The organism is Mycobacterium sp. (genome assembly GCF_035274705.1).
Classification (GTDB): Bacteria; Actinomycetota; Actinomycetes; order Mycobacteriales; family Mycobacteriaceae; genus Mycobacterium.
In genome coordinates this window covers 40,059-58,005 of sequence record NZ_DATENY010000090.1, presented here as the reverse complement: position 1 = coordinate 58,005, position 17,947 = coordinate 40,059, and the positions used below count along the sequence as shown (strand labels likewise).

Genomic DNA, 17,947 nt, shown 5'->3' with positions numbered 1-17,947 from the left:
CGACACATCGGCGGGCACACCTTCGACCGACTGGGCGTCCGAGACCGAGACCGGGGCCTCTGGAAGGCTGACCGGCGGCTCGCTGTAGACCGGCGGCGGCGCCTCAACCCGCGGCGCGTCGGCGACCGGTGCGGGCACCGCTGGCGGCGGAAGCACCGGCGGAAGGTGGGTGACGGCCGCCGGCGTTTCGGGCGAGATCTTCGCCGCCGGCCGCGGCTCGGCCGCTGGAAACTCCCTCTTCGGCGCGAGTTGCAGGCTCACCGCGACGGAAAGTGAAGTCACGAAGGTCAGCACACCAGCAACCAGCAGGGCCAGCGGTCCCGCCTGCGAGACACGACGGCCGTAGTCCTTGCGGCGGTCACCCCAGTCGTCGGCGTCGTCGCTGAATACCGATTCGTTGTTCTGGGCCGACACCAGCGCCGCGCCACGCGCCAGTGCCAGCTGGGCTTCCGCCGGAGCGAACACCGGCACCGACAGGGCGTCTTCGAGGATGGGCATGATCTCGTCATCACCGCCCGACCCGACGACCACCAGCGCCTTGGGTTGCCAATCGGCGCGGGTGAACACCCCGCTGAGCCACCGGATCAGGTCCTCTTCGGTAACGATCGCGTGATGGACCGCGGTCTGCACCGCATCGTCGCGGGAATGGACGATCAGCACGATCACGGTGTCCGGCTCGAGCACGCACACCGCGGTGGTCTCGTAGCCGATCACGTCGGCGATCCCCCGCGCCAGCGCCTCGGTGGCCTCTGGCAGGCGGACCGGCACGACATTGTCGAATCCCGACTCCGTCAGGGACTTCAGCAGCAGCGAAGCCTCGATATCGGCGTCGTCGCTCCATGTCACGCCGATGGAATGCAGACGGTGACCTCGCGTCGCGGCGATCGCTTCACTGCGCATCACGGCGGCGGCTGCCTGCTCGGAAGTCCGCTGGGCACTCGAGCGCCCTCTAGAGCCGACCTCGAATGCGTCGCGGTCCATGGTGGCGCCGTCGGCGTCCTGTCCCTCGACGAGCACAAGACCGACGGCGGACGGCGTCACTGATAAGCCGAGTACGGCGTCCACTTACAACCCCTTCGGACGTCCACCTATCGGGGTGACACTACCTGCATGAGGCGGACCCAGCTCACCGGGCATTCCGGGCATCGGCGGCATACGCGACGCGAAATGTGCTGTGCCCCATGAAAGTCCTGTAAGTCACCCGAGCACACCTTTGCCGGCCATTCTCTCGGCACTATCGGACCGCGGGGCAATCGACAGCGTGGCTGGGTAACCCGATGCCAGCAGTAGGGCAGACGGAAGGCCGGCCCGCCGAACGCACGCTGCGCCAGATTCGCACGGCGATCGGCGTCGCCAACTCGTGACCTGTCCGCAACCGCATTGGGCGTGAATCACGGTCAGCATGGAACCGGATCGCTTGCACGAGCGTCTGACATGACAACGAGGTCGGGTCGACGTAGGAGGCTAACGGATGACCCTAGCGGCACCTATCGACGCTGCAGCATTACCGTGGTCAGATCTTTTGGGCCGTGGGATCGTTGCCGTGCACGACTACGGATGGGCGCATTCGAGCGCCGTCTGTTCATGCGGATGGATAGGCAAGCGCCGGTTTCTCAAGGCCGCCGCCGAGCAGGACGCCTGGGTGCATTCGATGCACGAGAAGTGCACGGTCTCAGTCCCGTTGGTGATCCCGGTATCGCGGACGGCACTACTTCCCCAGGATCTCTTGCAGCAGTAGGGGTTCGATGTTGCCGCCGGACAGGATCATCACCGTGCGGCCCAATGGTGTTGCGCCCTGGCGATAAGCGGCCAGTGCGACCGCGCCGCTGGGCTCGCTGACCAGATGGCCCTTGTGGGCGAGTTCACGCACGGCTTCCCGAATCTCGTTCTCCGACACGGTGATGACGCCGTCCAACACCTGTTGTAGGTGGGCGAATGTAAGGTCCGATGGCTGCGATCGAAGACCGTCGGCGATCGTGCGGTTGCGGTCCTCGATGGACCAGTCCACTCGATGGCCCAACCGAAGCGCTTCCGCGGTGTCCGCGGCCAGTTCGGGTTCGACCCCGAATACGCGCGCGGTCGGGCAGAGTGCCTTGATGGCCGTGCCGATGCCGGACGCCAGACCACCGCCGCTGACCGGGACGATGACGTTTTCGACGGTGGGCAGGTCTTCGGCGATCTCCAACCCGATGGTGCCCTGGCCGGCAATGACGTCGGGATGATCGAACGGCGGTACCAGCACGCCGCCGGTCCGCTCGAGCACTTCTGCGGCCACCTTCTCGCGCTGCCCCGGACCGCACAGCACGACTTCCGCGCCGTGGCGGCGAGTCGCTTCCACCTTGAGCGCGGGCGTTTCGCGCGGCATGACGAGATGCGCCGGCACACCGTAGATCGCCGCGGCATACGCCACCGCTTGAGCGTGGTTTCCGCTCGAATAGGCCACGACGCCGCGGGTTCGGACGGATTCGTCGAGGTGGCCGATCGCGTTGAAGGCGCCACGAACCTTGAACGCGCCGATCGACTGCAGGTTTTCCGGCTTGATCCACAGCGGACGGTCCTCGTCGGCCCAGCCGGCCGGGACGAGCGGTGTGCGCAGGACGTAGGGGCGGATCAGCTCCGCGGCGGCGCGGATGTCATCGACGGTTACCAGCTGCACAGGTCCAGTCTGCCCGGAACACTGCCACCTACATTCGCCGTGCGATGAAACTGCTGCCCGAAGCGGCGCCCTCGATGGTGAATCCGCGGCCGGCCAGAAGCCGCCGGAAGAACTCCGCGCTGACATTGCTCTGCAGCCGCACGCCGTATTCACGCGAGAACACGCGGTCCTGCGGTAACACCGCAGCGGGTGGGCCGTCGGCGCCGGGCGTGAAATCGATGGTCGTGCCGTCAGCCGTCACGACCGAATATTGATACTCCAGCAACGGTTCCCAGCCGTCGCCTCGGCGCACGGCGACCGAACCGTCCTGCTCGACGCGAAACTCGTTGCCGCGCTGCAAGAATGGAATCAGGTTGAACCACACCAGGAGCAGACCGGGTATCAGTAGCAGGAACAACGCGTACGCGTGGGTCTTCTCCAGTTCGGCGTCGTAGACACCGCCGGCGACCAACTCGGCAATCCAGCCCTCGATGAAGATGCCGATATCGTGCATCACGCTCCCGACTGTCGCGCGGCCGGTGGCCACGTCGTAGATGGCCGCCATGCTTCCCGCCACGCCGCCGAGTGTGAGAATTGCGCCGAAAACCACCAGGCCCCAATTGGTTCGAGAGACGAATGCACCGAGCAGGTGAGTGGGTTCGGTGAGCTCGACCTTCGGCCCGCCCAACGGCTTTGCGAGGCACCAGATGCTGATGGCGATCGCTGCGACCAGCGCAGCCCACTCGATCGGGGAGAAATAAACGCTTTGCGAGTGATAGGCGGCCAGGCCCAAGAAGGTCAGCCATGCAACCCACCGCAGCACCCGCTGCCAGCCCGCCACCCTTCGCTCAGCCGTTTCTTCTGGCTGCTGCCGGGTCTCGCGGCCCTCACCAGCCGTGCTCGGGGCCTGCCATTGCTCGCTGCCCGTCATATGGATCGCTCCGGGGTGATCACGCGAAGATCGTAGCCGCGCCGGACCGCTGCCGACCCAAGGCGCAGCAAATCATCGCCGATTGGCTGCCAGCGCCCGGACGACCCCGATGGCGTGGTCGATCTCGGCCTCGGTGTTGTAGTAGTGCGGCGACAGTCGCACCATCGGGTGGACGTCACGAACTTCGCTGTCGAACTGGTTGTGCTCGGCGACCGTGGTGGTCACGTTGATGCCGTGCCTCGACAACTCGTCGGCGACCGCGGCCGTGGCCACGCCGGCCACTCGTGCGGTGACGATCGCGCACTGCCGGCGGCCGAGATCGTGCACGCTGACACCGTCGATCTGCGCCAGGCCGGCGCGCAGCCGCGCGCCGAGGGCCGCACTGCGCCTGCCGATCGGTTCGAGCCCGATGTCGAGGGCTTGACGAACCGCACTGCCGAGGCCGATCACGTTGATGTAGCTGTTCTCCCACGACTCGAAGCGCCGCGCCCCGCCTGCCCACGTGAAGGATCGGCCGCCATCCCATGTGGCCGAATGAATCTCGGCGACGACCGGATCGAGCCGGTCGAGCGCGCGATCCGCGACGTAGAGAAAGCCGGTGCCGCGCGGGCCGCGCAGAAACTTGCGACCGGTGCCTGTCAGCATGTCGCAGCCGACGGCCGTCACGTCGATCGGGAACTGGCCGACGGTCTGGGTGGCGTCCAGCAGGTACAGCACATCTGCCGCGCGTGCGAGGCGGCCGACCTCCGCGGCCGGGTTGACCAGCCCGCCGGAGGTCGGCACCCAGGTCAGGCCAATCAGCTTGGTGCGCTCGTCGATCAGCGTCACCAGGGCATCCAAGTCGATCTGGCCGCTGTCGTCATTGGGCACGACCACGATTTCGGCCCCGGTGCGCTGTGCGGTCTGCAGGTAGGCCAGCACGCTGCTGCCGTACTCACTACGGCCGGTCAAGATCCGGTCGCCGGCGCGAAGCGGGACCGAGTAGAACGCCGCGTTCCAGGCGTGGGTGGAGTTGTCGAACAGGGCGATCTGCTCCGGCGATGCGCCGATCAGTTCGGCCAGCGACGCGTAAACGTCACCGATCTGGGCGGTGGCTTCCTCGGCGGCCTCATACCCGCCGATCAGCGCTTCGCGCTCCAGATAGTCGGCCATCGCGCTGATTGTCGTGGCGCTCAGCAGCGCGGCCCCCGCGTTGTTCAAGTGATTGCGGTGTGCGCATCCCGGCGTGTTCGCGCGCAGTGCCTCGATGTCGATGTCAGACACAAGCCGGACATTACTGTGGTGCCGTGAACGCGTTTACGCTGCCGGTCGTGCCGCGCTATGCGGAGGTCGATCAGCAGGGTGTGGTGTTCAACGGCCACTACCTCACCTGGTTCGACGAGGCATGCACAGGGTTCTTGGACCACGTCGGCGTGACGTACCCGGGCCTGATCGCTACCGGCCACGACGTCCAGGTCGTGCACAGCGAGATCGATTACCTGGCGCCGGTCCGATGGCGCAATTCGGTGCGTGTGGCTGTGCAGTGCGAGCGGATCGGGTCCACGAGCTTCACCCTCGCGTTCACCGTGCTGCGGCACAACGCGGACACCCAGGAGCAGGCCGCTGTCCGCGGCCGCAACGTCTACGTGGTGGTTTCCACCGACGACTGGGCCAAGCGGCCGATTCCAGTTGACTTGCGGGACGCACTCTCCGTGCTATGAGTGAGGACCACGTCCGGTCCGGCTACGACTCCGTCGCCTCGACGTAGGCCACCCAGACAGATCGCTGACATCGGTTGCGGCCCAGGCCATCCGGCCCATGCGGCGAACGTTCGTTACCGCACGAAAAATCGCCGGAATGTCGAGCGGTAAGGAACGTTCGAGGCGGTAGACGTTAGGCCCGCCGCGAACCGATCGCCGACATCGAGTTCGGCAGCCGGCGCAGCTACATGCCGGCTCGCGGGGCGGTACCGTCGTCAAATGGGCCACGATCATGACCATCAGCGAGACCTTCCGCCGGGTATGGCCGAGCAACTCGGGCTGCCCCACGCCGGCGTGGTGTCATTCGGGCACCGGCCGTTTTTGACCGAGGTCGAACAACTCGAGTCGTGGCGACCGGATGTGGCCATCGTCGGTGCGCCGTTCGACATTTCGACGACCAACCGACCGGGGGCGAGATTCGGTCCGCGCGCCATTCGGGCCACCGCTTACGAGCCTGGCACGTACCACATGGATCTGGGCCTGGAGATTTTCGATTGGCTCGAGGTCGTGGACTTCGGCGATGCTTACTGCCCGCACGGCCAGACAGAGGTCTCGCACACCAACATTCGCGAGCGCGTGCACGCCATCGCATCGCGGGGCATCGTGCCCGTCATCCTGGGCGGCGATCACTCGATCACCTGGCCTGCAGCCACCGCAGTAGCCGACGTGCACGGTTACGGCAACGTCGGCATCGTCCATTTCGACGCGCATGCCGACACCGCCGACGAGATCGAGGGCAACCTGGCCAGCCATGGCACGCCGATGCGCCGGCTCATCGAATCGGGTGCGGTGCCGGGCACCCACTTCGTGCAGGTCGGCCTTCGCGGCTACTGGCCGCCGCAGGACACCTTCGAGTGGATGCTCGAGCAGGGCATGACATGGCACACGATGCAGGAAATTTGGGAGCGCGGCTTCAAAGACGTGATGCGCGACGCCGTCAGCGAGGCGCTGGCCAAGGCCGACAAGTTGTACGTATCGGTCGATATCGACGTGCTCGACCCCGCGCACGCGCCGGGCACCGGCACTCCGGAGCCTGGCGGCATCACCAGCGCCGACCTGCTGCGGATGGTGCGTCAACTCTGCTACGAACACGACGTCGCCGGTGTCGACGTGGTCGAGGTGGCGCCCGCCTACGACCACGCCGAGCTGACCGTCAACGCTGCGCACCGCGTGGTGTTCGAGTCATTGGCCGGCATGGCCGCCCGTCGCCGCGACGCCGCCAATGCCAAACCGGGACCGCCCGCGCGCTGACGCCGCGCTGCGGCTCACATCTGTGATCTCGGCCCGTCAGGCTGTCGCAGCCCTCACGCCCGGGTGAACAATGGAGGTATGTCCGGAGTCTTCTTCTTCGACGGGGTCTGCGGAGTGTGCACGCGGGCGCGCAATTTCCTCGTGCGGCATGACAGGACGGGCGGTGTGCGTACGCAGACGTTCCAGGCGCCCGGCTCTGCCGAACGCCTCGGCGTTCCTGAGTCACGGATGTTCGAGATGTCGTGGTGGCTGGACGACTCGGGTGAGGTGTACGGCGGCGCAGAGGCGATAAACGCGGCGTTGTCGGCGGCACTGGGCACCCGGCTGCCGCTGCTGATCTACCGCATCCCGGGTATCCGCACGGCGCAGGAAGCCGTGTATCGCTGGGTCGCCGACCACCGCTACCGGTTCCGCGGAACGACGCCGTACTGCGAGTCGCACCCGGTCGCCTGCTGACGTCGTGTCTGGACCGGATCTGACTATTCGCCCCACCAAGTCCGACGACCTCGACGCGATAGCCGACATCTACGCACACCACGTCCGCACCGGAGTGGCCACGTTCGAGCTCGATGCGCCCGACGTGCCGGAACTGCGCCGACGATTCGACGCGGTGAAGGCCGGCGGCTTGCCCTTTCTGTCCGCGACGCTCGACGGCGAGGTAGCCGGATACGCCTACTGCACGCCATGGAAAACCCGACCCGCCTACCGGCACACCGTCGAGGACTCCGTCTATCTGGCCCCGCATGCCCTCGGACGCGGCATCGGCGGCCGGCTACTCGACAGGCTTCTGGACGACTGCGCCCGCGCGGGCATCCGGGAGGTCGTCGCCGTAATTGCCGACACGGATGGTGACGCTTCGCTCGCACTGCATCGCAGCCGCGGATTCGCCGACGCTGGGCGGCTCAAAGCAGTGGGATTCAAGCATGGGCGCTGGCTGGACACCGTGCTCCTGCAACGAAGCCTCGGCGGTTGATCGCGGTCAGCCCAGCTGCGTGACCTCGGTCCACACCGGGTTGTCGTGGCGGTGGTCGGCGGTGATGCGACACTCACCGTAGAGGCGCATATTGCCCGAGTTCGCGTCGTTGGGATCGCGGTGAAAGATCGATGTGACGCCGTTCCTGGTCAACTTGTAGCCGAAATGCTCGGCCGTCGACGGAGCGACAGACCAGCCGCTGGCGGTCATCGCCGCCGCCACATCACGCAGATATTTGACCGAATCGCCTTGCGGTAGGCGGAAGTTCATGTAGAGGGCGACCTGGTACGGCGGCTCGCTCGAATTTCGGCACGACACGAACGCGTAGCCACCGGCGACTTCCCGCAACTGCGCCACGCGCACGATCTGCTTGGCCGAGTCCACGATCTGGGCAACGGCCTGCGGGTCGGTTAGCCCTCCCCCGTCGCTCACCGCGTCGGCGGCCCGATTGTCGATCACCACACAGGCGGTTCCCAGCACCAGCGACATCACCAGCGCGGCGAGCAGCAACACCATGGACCATGGCGAACGAAGCCAGTCAGCTCTCCTGCTGTTCATCGACGCCTCCACCGGTGAAGACGACAGCTGCCTGACGCCAATCTACGCCGGTCGGCCAATAGGCGCGCGGCGCAAGGACTTCGGCAGGTACACCGCACCGGGTCCAGCCAGCGCAGCGCTATCAGCGGGGTTCGAGATCGCACACCTCTTCAACGACAGGCATCCGCATCCGATACACGAGTCCAGGCTGTCGCGCAGCGCCATCAACCCCGCGATCTGACCATCAAGGCGTTCGCGCCACTCCTTCGACAACCGCGTCCAATCGGCCCGCGTCGGCGTGCGGCTGTCGGGCAACGTTTCCAGCGCTGCGGCGATCTCATCCAGCGTCAACCCGACGTTGCGGGCAGCGCGGATGAATGCCAACCGGCGCAACATGTTTCGCTCGAATCGCCGCTGTCCGCCGCTGGTTCGAGTGGCGGTGATCAGCCCTTCCTTGTCGTAGAAGCGGATCGCCGACGGCGCAAAGCCGCTGCGATCGGCGACCTCGCTGACCGTCAACACGTCTCGGCTTTCCATATGGTCTCCCTTGACTTAAAGTTAACTTCAACTACCAGTATGCCTGGTATGACAACTTTCCAGAACATCTCTCCCGTCGCGATCGTCACCGGCGGCTCCAAGGGCTTCGGCCGTGCACTGGCGCAGGCCCTACTTGGCCGCGGCTGGACGGTGGTGGCCGACGCCAGACGCGCCACCGATCTGGCGGCCACCGCCGCCGCGCTGAACTCCCCGCGGCTGATCACCGTGCCCGGCGACGTCACCGACCCGGCACACCGCGCCGCACTGATCGTCGCCGCCGTCGACGCGGGACCACTGCGGCTACTAGTGAACAACGCCAGCCGCCTCGGCCCGAGCCCGCAACCACCGCTCGCCGACTACCTGGCCGCCGAACTGCGGGCCGTGTACACCGCAAACGTCTTCGCTCCGCTGGCCCTGATCCAGGCCGCGTTGCCGACGTTGACGGCCAACGAGGGCGTCGTAGTCAACCTGACCTCGGACGCGGCCGTTGAGCCCTATGAAGGTTGGGGCGGCTACGGGTCCTCGAAGGCGGCGCTCGACCACCTCACCGCGATCCTCGCTGCCGAGAATCCCGGCATCGGCGTCTATGCGTTCGACCCGGGCGACATGCGCACCGAGATGCACCAGGCGGCGTTTCCTGGCGAGGACATCTCCGACCGCGCAGAACCTGAGTCGGTCGTACCGGCGCTGCTGCGGCTGCTCGACACGCGGCCGCAGGCCGGCCGCTACCGGGCATCGGACCTGCTGGTGGTCGGAGCCGACGCATGACCCTCGCAGTCCCGCACACGGGCTTCACCCGTCCGCCGGGATCTGACGCCGTAGAACCGCCGGAGGCGCACGGCGTCGCCCGCGATGGCGTCAAACTACTTGTTGCCAAGCCGAACGTCGTCATGCACGACCGGTTCGCCGATATCGCCAACCACCTGCGGCCCGGCGATCTGCTCGTCGTGAACAATTCCGCCACCTTGCCGGCCGCAGTCGACGCCACCCGTGGCGACACCCCGATCGCGGCGCACTTCTCCACCGTGCTCGACGATCACGTGTGGGTAGTCGAGTTGCGGCCTGCCGCCGACGCCACAGGCCCTCTGCCCGACGTCGAGCCCGGCGAACGCATCGGGCTCCCCGACGGTGCGGCGCTCGTCGTGATGGCGTCCTATCCCAGGCGTGGCGTGGCAGGCAGCCGCTTGTGGACGTCGCGGTTGGCGATCGAGGGGGACGTCATGTCCTACCTGAACCGCCACGGACGTCCGATTCGCTACAGCTACGTGCCGCAGCGCTGGCCACTGGCCAGCTACCAGACGGTGTTCGCGCGGCGGCCAGGCAGCGCCGAGATAGCCAGTGCGGCAAGGCCCTTCAGCACCACGCTGGTGACCGAGCTGATCTCGGCCGGAATCACGATCGCGCCGATCACTTTGCACGCCGGCGTCTCGTCCGCGGGCCCCGGTGAGCCGCCCATCCCGGAGCCCTTCGAGGTCCCGCCCGCAACGGCCCGGCTGGTCAACATGACACGCGCGGGAGGCGGGCTTGTGATCGCGGTCGGGACGACGGTGACCCGAGCGCTCGAGTCCGCGGCGACGGCCGACGGTCGGGTCGGCGCCGCGACGGGTTGGACCGACTTGGTGCTCGGGCCCAACCGAGCGGTGCGCGTGGTCGACGGCCTGATCACCGGCTGGCACGACGCGGGTGCGTCTCATCTGCTGCTGCTCGAGGCCGTCGCGGGCCCCGACTTGGTGAGCGCTGCGTATCGCGAAGCGATCACCCATGGCTACCTGTGGCACGAGTTCGGCGACAGCGCGCTGCTGCTGCCTACCGCCCGGCGATCCCGCTGATCAGCCGATCGCATACGGCGTCCATCTCCGTGCGTGCCTGGTCGCGGTTCGTTGCGCGGGATACGAACAAGGCCGCCTCGTCGAGCGCACCGAGTAGCACATGCGCGGTCGGTCGCAGCGGCTGTTCGGGTATGGCGCCCTCGGCGATCGCGTGTGCGAGCATCCCCTCGATCACGCCGAGTCCGTATTTCAGACCGACCGCGCGCCATTGATCCCAGCCGAGCACCGCGGGCGCGTCGATCAGCACGATCTGCTGCACGTCGGGTGCCGAACAGCGATCCAGAAACAGCCGAGCCCCGACCCGCATCGCCTCTAACGGGTCGGCCGGCTGGTCGTCGGCGATCTGGCGCGCGATATCGGTGACGAGGTCACGTTCGACTTCCTCGTAGACGGCGGCGAACAGCCCCGCCTTGTCGTCGAACTGGTGATACAACGCGCCGCGAGTGACGCCCGCCGCCGCGACGATCGCCTGCGTGGAGACTTCGGTAAAGCCCTTCTCCGCAAACAACTTTCGCGCGACGCCGACCAACAGGGCGCGCGTTGCCGCCGTCCGCTCGGCCTGCGTGCGCCGACCGGAGGCCGCGGCGGCCACATCGTCATTGACTTTCATACAACCTGCACGTAACTTTCATACCGAGTGTTTGTAAGTACTGGAAGGATAGCGAAGATGCCGCAAGTGAGGCTGGATCAGGCAACGATCGACTACCGCGTGTTGGGTCCGGAGGACTCGCCTCATCCACCCGTGGTGTTTGTGCACGGGATCCTGGTGGACAGCCGGCTGTGGGACCGGGTGGCCGAAGGCCTGGCCCGTCAGGGGTTCCGCTGCTACCTGCCGAACTGGCCGCTGGGTTCGCACACGATCCCAGTCGACGTCCCAGCGGCGCTCTCGCCGCGCGGCGTCGCGACGATGATCCGTGACTTCGTAGCCGCCCTCGGTCTTTCGGATGTGACGCTCGTCGGCAACGACACCGGCGGTGGCCTGTGCCAGTTGGTGGTGGACGCCCACCCTGAGCACGTCGGCCGCCTGGTGCTGACCAACTGCGATGCGTTCGACAAGTTCCCGCCGTTCCCGTTCACTCTCGTCTTCGCGCTGCTGCGGGGGCCGGTCTCGATCAAGGCGTTGTTCGAACAGATGAGGCTGACACCTCTGCGTCACTCACCTCTCGGCTTCGGGCTGCTGTTCCGGCCCGATCCCCAGTTGACGAGATCTTGGCTCGAACCCGGCCGTACCGACGTGCGGATCCGACGCGACCTCGCCAGGCTGCTGCGCCAAGTGGCCAAGACCGACCTGACCGATGTGTCCACCCGATTGGGACGATTCACCAAACCGGTGACGATCGTGTGGGGTCAGCGCGACCGTTGCTTCACCCCTGCGCTGGGCCGCCGGCTGGCGGCGGTGTTTCCCAACTCGACCCTGATCGAGGTGCCGGACGCGAGAACCTTTGTCTCACTGGACAACCCGGGTGCGGTGATCGACGCAGTCGCGACCGTCGGCGCGAAGAACTCCCCTAGCTCTTCGTGAGCGTGAACTGGCACACGTCGGTATAGCCGTCGCGGAACAGATCGGCGCAACCGGTCAGGTACTTCATGTAGCGCTCGTAGATCTCTTCGGACTGGATCGCGATCGCCTCGTCCTTGCGGGCCTCGAGCGCTGTGGCCCAGATGTCCAACGTCTTCGCGTAGTGCAGCCGTAGTGACTGGACCCGGCTCACCTCGAAGCCGACCTTGGTCGCATGCTCCTCGACCACTGCCACCTTCGGCAGCTCGCCGCCGGGGAAGATCTCGTCCATGATGAATTTGATAAAGCGGACAAGCCGCATCGTCAGCTTCAACCCGCGCCCAACGAATTCCTGGTCACTCGGCTTGCAAATCGTGTGCAACAGCATTCTGCCGTCGGTAGGAAGCGCCTGATAGGTCTTCTTGAAGAAGTCGTCGTAGCGGTCGGCGCCGAAGTGCTCGAACGCGCCGATCGACACGATCCGGTCGACCGGCTCGTGGAACTGCTCCCAGCCCTCGAGCAGTACCCGCTTTGTGCGCGGGCTGTCAGACTCGGCGAACCGCTCCTCGACATAGGCCTGTTGGTTTTTGCTCAGCGTCAGACCGACGACGTTGACGTCGTATTTCTCGATTGCCCGCATCATGGTCGCGCCCCAGCCGCAACCGACATCGAGCAGCGTCATGCCTGGCTTGAGGTCCAGTTTGCCCAGCGACAGATCGATCTTGGCGATCTGCGCCTCCTCGAGCGTCATGTCATCGCGCTCGAAATACGCGCAGCTGTAGGTCTGCGTGGGGTCGAGGAAGAGCCGGAAAAAGTCGTCGGACAGGTCGTAGTGCGCCTGCACGTCGTCGAAGTGCGGCTTCAAGCCTTGGGTGTCGCTCGTTTTTTCTGGCACGGTGCAGCCTTTGACGTGTGGTTTTGGATTTGTTTGAAGGCCCCCCGCGGTTCGAGAGCCTCCCCCGTCGTCTGCGCAGTTTACGCACAGTAGCCGAGGACAGATCCCAGCCCCAAAGCTCGTTGACAAAGTCATCGAATCCGTTGACGATGTCAACTATGGCCACCGTCGCCGATGACGTTCGCGGATTCAACCGGTTCTACTCCCGGGTGCTGGGCTTATTGCGGCCCAATCTCGTCGGGTCAGCGTTCGGACTCACTGAGGCACGCGTGCTCTTCGAGTTGGCGCATGGCGACGACGTATCCGTCTCGGACCTGCGCCGCCATCTCGACCTGGATGGCGGGTATCTGAGCCGCATCCTCTCCGGGTTCACCGAATCCGGCCTCGTTGCCCGCGAGCAGTCGGCGACCGACGGGCGCCGCCAGGTCGTCCGGCTCACAGCCGAGGGTCACAAGGCGTTCGCGGACCTCGACCGCTTGCAGGCCGACGCGATCGACTCCCTGCTGACGCCGTTGGACGATGCTCAACGCGCCGAGCTCGTCACCGCCATGGGCCGCATCCGCCGCACACTGGGCGACGAACCATCGTCGAGCGCTCTGGTCCTTCGCCCGCCCGCACCGGGTGATCTCGGTTGGGTGGTCGAACGCCACGGTGCGCGCTACGCCGCCGAATACGGCTGGGACACCACATTCGAGACGTTGGTCGCCCGCATCGTCGCAGACTTCGCCGAACGCCACGCCACCAAACGCGAGGCTGCGTGGATCGCCGAACTGGACGGCGAACGGGTCGGCTGCGTGTTCTGCACCGCGGCCGATGCCGACACAGCTCAGCTGCGACTGCTGCTGGTCGAGCCGTCGACCCGTGGCAGCGGTGTGGGCACCCGCCTGGTCGACGAATGCCTGCGATTCGCCCGCAGGGCGGGCTACAAACGAATCACGTTGTGGACCAACGACGTTCTACTCGCCGTACGCCGAATCTACGAGCGGGCCGGCTTTCAGTGTGATCGCCGTGAACCGCACCACAGCTTTGGCCACGACCTCGTCGGCGAATACTGGTCGCGAGACCTCTAAGCCGCAGGCCCGGCGCCAAGCACCCGCTGGATATCCGGCTTCATGGCCTGCAACTGGCCACCCCAGTAGCCCCAGCTGTGCGTGCCGTTGGGCGGGAAGTTGAACACCCCGTTGCGTCCACCGGCGCGCGTGTAGGCGGCCTGGAAATCCTTGTTCGTCCGGATCGTCAGGCCCTCCAGGAACTGTGCGGGTATCTGTGCGTTACCCAGCCCGGCATCGAGATCCGTCGGGTTCCCGTTCCCGCTGTACACCCAGATGCGGGTGCCGTTGCCGACCAGATTCCCGATGCGCAGCATGGGGTCGTTGCGCTGCCATGCCGGCCCGCCGTACGGCCCCCACATGTCGAGCGCGTTGAACCCGCCGGCATCGCCCATCGCGACGCCCACCAGCACGGGCCACAGGCCGGCCGACAAGTTGAGGAAGCCGGACAGCGAACCTGCGTAGACGAATTGGCCCGGGTGGTAAGCGGCCAGAATCAGCGCTGCACTGCCTGACATCGACAATCCGACGACGGCGTTGCCGCTCGCGCTCACGCCCTTGTTTGCGGCCAGCCAAGCCGGCAGCTCCGAGGTCAGGAAGGTCTCCCACTTATAGGTCTGGGTCGTGCCGTTGCCCACGGCCGGCCGATACCAGTCGGTGTAGAAGCTGGACATACCTCCGACAGGTGCGACGACGGACAGCCCGGATCCGTCGAACCATTGAAACGCTCCGGTCTCGATGTCCCAGCCGTTGCGATCGTCGCGCGCCCGCAGCCCGTCCAGAAGATAGACCGCCTTGGGGCCGCCGCCCTGGAACTGCACAGTGATGTCACGCCCCATCGATGGCGACGGAACACTGAGAACTTCGACCGCCGCCCCGGCCGTCGGTGTGCCACCGACGACCCCGATCAGTCCGGGCAGCAATGCCGCCGCCACCGCTGCCGCCGAGATCCGGCGGGTCCACTTCCTGCGTGCCTGGTGATTAGCGTTCATAGTCCTTCGTCCTGTCGTGCGTATACGGAATTAATCGCGGGCCACGAACTGTCGGTTACACCTTGGCGGTGAGCGCGATGGGAGGACAATTGCCTACGTACTCGGGGTTCGATGCCGGCTGACAAAAGAGAGGAGCAGGCGATGAAGGCCAAAGTGGGCGACTTCCTTGTGGTCAAGGGAACCACCGTCGAACAACATGATCAGCGGGGAGTGATCACCGAAGTCCGCTCAGCCGACGGGTCACCGCCGTATGTGGTCCGGTGGCTGAGCACCGATCACATCGCGACGGTGTACCCAGGCCCGGACGCACTCGTCGTCACCGCTGCCGAACAGGAAGCGGCAGACGCGCGGGCTCAGCAGCGGTAACCGCGCTTCAGTGGCCGCTCTGCCAAGGAACGGAGGCCGATCATGCCCGAACAGGACGGGCGCGGATTCGACGACGACGCACCGGAAGCCGATGCGGCAGAACAACTCATCCCCGTCGATGTCGACGACGAAGACACCTGGCGGGACGCAGCGCGGATTACGAGCGCGCGAGAGTCGGACGCGAATGAGGCCGACCTGATCGAACAGGCCATCGCCGCGCCAAGCGACGATTCGGATTTCGACCGCTGAGAATCCGGCCGAAATCAGTTGTGAGCGACCGTATCTTCTTTGAGAAGCAGCCCATAGCCGTTGCACAGCATGCTGACTCGGAGCATCTTGTTCGCCGGATGGCTGGCGAGCCAGGCCCGCAACGCGGGTTTCTGTTTTTCGACCGATGCCCGGTTGAGGCCGAGTTCGCGGAGCAGCGCCACCAGGCTGGTGGGCTGCGCTTCGTCGTCGACCTCTCTTCGATGCGGGATTGAGACGGTCATGGCTATCCCCCGTTGGTCGTACTTTGGTGACCGACGACCTCAATGTAACGCGCGCGACAATAGCGCATGCCGGTTTGCTCTAACTGAGCTGCGCGGCGGTGACGGCTAGGTTGAGACAAACCCGGGTAATGGCTGCTCACCGCGCATACAGCCGTGTACTCCAGGCTGAATGTGGCGCCCGCCTTGCTGAATCCCGTATCCGAAACGACGTTAGCCAGAGTGCCGGAATACGGCGTCCTCGGCCACCCCGTCCGGCTTGCCCACCGAGACCTCCCCTGGTGATGGCAGGATCGTGGCGGGGAGGCAAGGTGCGGTCAATGAGCAAACAAGTCATGGCGACGTGGTGGGTTTCGATGGCGCTGGCCGCGATGACCATCGCAGCGCCGGCGCACGCAGACGACGACAACCCCGTCTTCGAGTTGGTCGACGCTGCCGCGAAACGGTTGCAGACCGCCGAACCGGTTGCCGCGACCAAGTGGAAGACCCACGACCCGATCGAAGATCCCCAGCGGGTGCAGCAAGTCCTGACGGCGGTGAGCGCCGACGCCGCGGGCCGGGGAATCGACCCCGAGGATGCCAGACGGATCTTTACCGATCAGATAAGTGCCACGGAGGCAATCGAATACACGAGGTTTGCGCAGTGGAAGTTCGACCCTGCCAGCGCGCCGGTCGCACCGCCGGATCTATCCGCGTCACGGGCGACCATCGACCGGCTGAACAAGGTGATGGTCGAACAGCTCGCTGTCGTGTGGCCCGTGCTGCACTCGCTCGATTGCACCAGCAGGGTCGACGATGCGAGAAGCGCCGTTGTCGACGCTCGCGGCTTGGATCCGCTGTATCAACAGGCGCTTTCGTTCGTGACGCGGTCGTACTGCCAGTCCTGAGTGATCCGGCCGCAGCTCGTCAAAATAGCTTCCGCTCGTCGCTGACGTCGTATTCGCAGACGGTGGCGGCCACGACGTGCCCCGCGACAATCACCATCACGACCCTCCTTACGGCATCCGATGAAACGATCACCTAATAGGACTGAGCTACGGTTCGAAACTCACCGACGATCAACGGAGGATGGCATGAATCTTCGAGAAGCACGACCGATCATCGACGGGTTGGACGTCGACCCCGACACCTCACGTGTGTTCGGTCAGCCGCACGAAACCGCCGACGGGACAACCGTCATCCCGGTCACCAAGGTCCGCAGAGGCGTCAAGCCGGCTGGCGTGTTCGTGATCAAAGACGGAAAGGTGGCATGGATGCCTGCCGTCGACGCCGAACGCATCGCGATGATGGGCATCCTGGTCGGGCTCGTATCGGCAACATTGGCCGGGCTGGCTATGATTCGTCGCCCACCGTGGCCCGATCTGCACGGTGATATCTCGCGGCGCGACTAGCCCGCCAGACCGCGACGGTTGCGACGACCAGCAACGCCACCAGCGCGACGATCCAGGGCCATCCGCCGTGCTGATGGACCCAACCGGCGATCACGCCTTGGATGCGGCCAGCGGCCGCGATCACCGGGTCCCGCGGATTGCCGTTGGCGGTGAACAACCGCACCTCGTAGAGCCCGTAATAGCCGACATAGAGTCCGACCGCGACCAGAAGAGCGCCACTTATTCGGTTGACGTACGGCACAATTCGGCGAATTCGATCGGCGACCGCCGACGTCGTAATAGCCGCGGCGACCGCAAGCGCGCCGACCACTACCGTGAAACCGGCGGCATAGGCGAGGTAGATCGCCACGGTCCCGGCAACCGACCCGTCGCGCAGCCCGGCTCCAGTGACCGCGAGAAACGGTGCGATCGTGCACGACAGCGATGCGACCGCATAACTCAGCCCGTAGGTGAACATCGAGCCAAGCCGCGCGGTCGGCGCCCAGCGGGCCGACGGCTTTGGAGCGCTCACGATGAACTCTCTACCGATCAGCAGCCAAACGCCAAGGGCCACAAGCGCAATCCCGATCGCTACCGTGATGTACGGCAGGTAGCGCTGCACCGTCGCGGCAGCCGATACGGTCAGCAGTCCGAAGCTGCCGAACACGGCGACAAATCCGGCGGCCATTGCCGCGGTGGCGGCCAATGCCCGGCCCACCGCCGCCAGCTGACCCGCTCGTTCACCGCGCACCACCAATGCCAGATAGGCGGGCAACATCGCGAAACCGCACGGATTCAGCGCCGCCACGAGTCCGGCACCGAAGGCCAAGGCGACCAGCTCTTGGTGCACGGTGCGC

At 65.9% G+C, this 17,947-nt stretch carries 23 protein-coding genes; 12 read left to right on the top strand and 11 right to left on the bottom strand.

Features of this window, described 5'->3' with window-relative positions; translation table 11 throughout:
- The 4 genes from VJV41_RS19430 to VJV41_RS19415 all read right to left on the bottom strand — a co-directional run.
- Positions 1-1,065 (bottom strand): DUF7159 family protein (locus VJV41_RS19430; protein ID WP_325336634.1); only part of this gene is annotated, 1,065 nt, incomplete at its 3' end.
- Positions 1,066-1,708: 643 nt separating this feature from the next.
- Positions 1,709-2,656: a threonine/serine dehydratase gene (locus tag VJV41_RS19425; RefSeq protein ID WP_325336632.1), complete on the bottom strand. Its 948-nt coding sequence runs from the start codon at positions 2,654-2,656 to the stop codon at positions 1,709-1,711.
- Positions 2,657-2,684: 28 nt separating this feature from the next.
- Positions 2,685-3,566, bottom strand: a complete 882-nt coding sequence (locus VJV41_RS19420; protein ID WP_325336630.1) for a hypothetical protein — start codon at positions 3,564-3,566, stop codon at positions 2,685-2,687.
- Between the two features lie 72 nt (positions 3,567-3,638).
- Positions 3,639-4,829 (bottom strand): aminotransferase class V-fold PLP-dependent enzyme, encoded by a 1,191-nt coding sequence (locus tag VJV41_RS19415; RefSeq protein ID WP_325336628.1) that lies wholly within the window; start codon positions 4,827-4,829, stop codon positions 3,639-3,641.
- Between the two features lie 23 nt (positions 4,830-4,852).
- Between VJV41_RS19415 and VJV41_RS19410 the strand changes: the two genes are divergently transcribed.
- The 4 genes from VJV41_RS19410 (at position 4,853) to VJV41_RS19395 (ending at position 7,529) form a co-directional block, all read left to right on the top strand.
- Entirely contained in the window at positions 4,853-5,266 is a 414-nt protein-coding gene (locus tag VJV41_RS19410) for a thioesterase family protein (RefSeq protein ID WP_325336626.1), read from the top strand.
- A 258-nt stretch (positions 5,267-5,524) separates the two neighbouring features.
- Entirely contained in the window at positions 5,525-6,556 is a 1,032-nt protein-coding gene (gene speB, locus VJV41_RS19405; RefSeq protein ID WP_325336624.1) for an agmatinase, read from the top strand.
- A gap of 78 nt (positions 6,557-6,634) precedes the next feature.
- Positions 6,635-7,012, top strand: coding sequence for a DUF393 domain-containing protein (locus tag VJV41_RS19400; RefSeq protein ID WP_325336622.1), 378 nt, complete (start codon positions 6,635-6,637; stop codon positions 7,010-7,012).
- A gap of 4 nt (positions 7,013-7,016) precedes the next feature.
- Positions 7,017-7,529, top strand: a complete 513-nt coding sequence (locus VJV41_RS19395; protein ID WP_325336620.1) for a GNAT family N-acetyltransferase — start codon at positions 7,017-7,019, stop codon at positions 7,527-7,529.
- A 6-nt stretch (positions 7,530-7,535) separates the two neighbouring features.
- On the opposite strand, the gene VJV41_RS19390 is transcribed toward VJV41_RS19395, so the two are convergent.
- Together VJV41_RS19390 and soxR are read right to left on the bottom strand one after the other, a co-directional pair.
- Positions 7,536-8,087, bottom strand: a complete 552-nt coding sequence (locus VJV41_RS19390; RefSeq protein ID WP_325336618.1) for a hypothetical protein — start codon at positions 8,085-8,087, stop codon at positions 7,536-7,538.
- A 42-nt stretch (positions 8,088-8,129) separates the two neighbouring features.
- Positions 8,130-8,603 (bottom strand): redox-sensitive transcriptional activator SoxR, encoded by a 474-nt coding sequence (gene soxR / locus VJV41_RS19385; RefSeq protein WP_325336616.1) that lies wholly within the window; start codon positions 8,601-8,603, stop codon positions 8,130-8,132.
- A 48-nt stretch (positions 8,604-8,651) separates the two neighbouring features.
- Between soxR and VJV41_RS19380 the strand changes: the two genes are divergently transcribed.
- Both VJV41_RS19380 and VJV41_RS19375 read left to right on the top strand, forming a co-directional pair.
- Positions 8,652-9,371 carry an SDR family oxidoreductase gene (locus tag VJV41_RS19380; RefSeq protein ID WP_325336614.1) on the top strand — a complete coding sequence of 240 codons (720 nt, stop codon included), beginning with the start codon at positions 8,652-8,654 and terminating at the stop codon, positions 9,369-9,371.
- Positions 9,368-10,432: an S-adenosylmethionine:tRNA ribosyltransferase-isomerase gene (locus tag VJV41_RS19375; RefSeq protein WP_325336612.1), complete on the top strand. Its 1,065-nt coding sequence runs from the start codon at positions 9,368-9,370 to the stop codon at positions 10,430-10,432. The genes VJV41_RS19380 and VJV41_RS19375 overlap by 4 nt, the downstream gene beginning before the upstream one ends.
- On the opposite strand, the gene VJV41_RS19370 is transcribed toward VJV41_RS19375, so the two are convergent.
- Positions 10,410-11,042, bottom strand: coding sequence for a TetR/AcrR family transcriptional regulator (locus tag VJV41_RS19370; protein WP_325336610.1), 633 nt, complete (start codon positions 11,040-11,042; stop codon positions 10,410-10,412). The two genes, VJV41_RS19375 and VJV41_RS19370, sit on opposite strands and share 23 nt — an antisense overlap.
- A 57-nt stretch (positions 11,043-11,099) precedes the next feature.
- Here VJV41_RS19370 and VJV41_RS19365 point away from each other — a divergent pair, with 57 nt between their 5' ends.
- A complete protein-coding gene (locus VJV41_RS19365; protein WP_325336608.1) occupies positions 11,100-11,954 on the top strand; it encodes an alpha/beta hydrolase in 855 nt (284 codons plus the stop codon).
- Here the strand turns inward: VJV41_RS19365 and VJV41_RS19360 are convergent.
- Positions 11,941-12,825 carry a cyclopropane mycolic acid synthase family methyltransferase gene (locus VJV41_RS19360; protein WP_325336606.1) on the bottom strand — a complete coding sequence of 295 codons (885 nt, stop codon included), beginning with the start codon at positions 12,823-12,825 and terminating at the stop codon, positions 11,941-11,943. The two genes, VJV41_RS19365 and VJV41_RS19360, sit on opposite strands and share 14 nt — an antisense overlap.
- 158 nt (positions 12,826-12,983) lie before the next feature.
- Here VJV41_RS19360 and VJV41_RS19355 point away from each other — a divergent pair, with 158 nt between their 5' ends.
- Positions 12,984-13,895 carry a helix-turn-helix domain-containing GNAT family N-acetyltransferase gene (locus VJV41_RS19355; protein ID WP_325336604.1) on the top strand — a complete coding sequence of 304 codons (912 nt, stop codon included), beginning with the start codon at positions 12,984-12,986 and terminating at the stop codon, positions 13,893-13,895.
- Here the strand turns inward: VJV41_RS19355 and VJV41_RS19350 are convergent.
- A complete protein-coding gene (locus VJV41_RS19350) occupies positions 13,892-14,866 on the bottom strand; it encodes an alpha/beta hydrolase family protein (RefSeq protein ID WP_325336602.1) in 975 nt (324 codons plus the stop codon). The two genes, VJV41_RS19355 and VJV41_RS19350, sit on opposite strands and share 4 nt — an antisense overlap.
- Before the next feature lie 141 nt (positions 14,867-15,007).
- Between VJV41_RS19350 and VJV41_RS19345 the strand changes: the two genes are divergently transcribed.
- Positions 15,008-15,232, top strand: coding sequence for a DUF1918 domain-containing protein (locus VJV41_RS19345; protein WP_325336600.1), 225 nt, complete (start codon positions 15,008-15,010; stop codon positions 15,230-15,232).
- Between the two features lie 42 nt (positions 15,233-15,274).
- Complete coding sequence (locus VJV41_RS19340) at positions 15,275-15,481, top strand: hypothetical protein (RefSeq protein ID WP_325336598.1); 207 nt, start codon at positions 15,275-15,277, stop codon at positions 15,479-15,481.
- A 14-nt stretch (positions 15,482-15,495) separates the two neighbouring features.
- Here the strand turns inward: VJV41_RS19340 and VJV41_RS19335 are convergent, their stop codons facing one another.
- The gene (locus VJV41_RS19335; protein ID WP_325336596.1) at positions 15,496-15,723 is read right to left on the bottom strand and encodes a hypothetical protein; all 228 of its coding nucleotides are present in this window, start codon (positions 15,721-15,723) and stop codon (positions 15,496-15,498) included.
- Positions 15,724-16,040: 317 nt separating this feature from the next.
- Between VJV41_RS19335 and VJV41_RS19330 the strand changes: the two genes are divergently transcribed.
- Both VJV41_RS19330 and VJV41_RS19325 read left to right on the top strand, forming a co-directional pair.
- Positions 16,041-16,607 carry a chorismate mutase gene (locus tag VJV41_RS19330; protein WP_325336594.1) on the top strand — a complete coding sequence of 189 codons (567 nt, stop codon included), beginning with the start codon at positions 16,041-16,043 and terminating at the stop codon, positions 16,605-16,607.
- 186 nt (positions 16,608-16,793) lie between these two features.
- On the top strand, positions 16,794-17,111 hold the full coding sequence (locus VJV41_RS19325) for a hypothetical protein (protein ID WP_325336592.1): 318 nt from the start codon (positions 16,794-16,796) through the stop codon (positions 17,109-17,111).
- Here the strand turns inward: VJV41_RS19325 and VJV41_RS19320 are convergent.
- Positions 17,053-17,940 carry a cytochrome c biogenesis CcdA family protein gene (locus VJV41_RS19320; protein WP_325336590.1) on the bottom strand — a complete coding sequence of 296 codons (888 nt, stop codon included), beginning with the start codon at positions 17,938-17,940 and terminating at the stop codon, positions 17,053-17,055. The two genes, VJV41_RS19325 and VJV41_RS19320, sit on opposite strands and share 59 nt — an antisense overlap.
- Between the last annotated feature and the right edge of the window lie 7 nt (positions 17,941-17,947).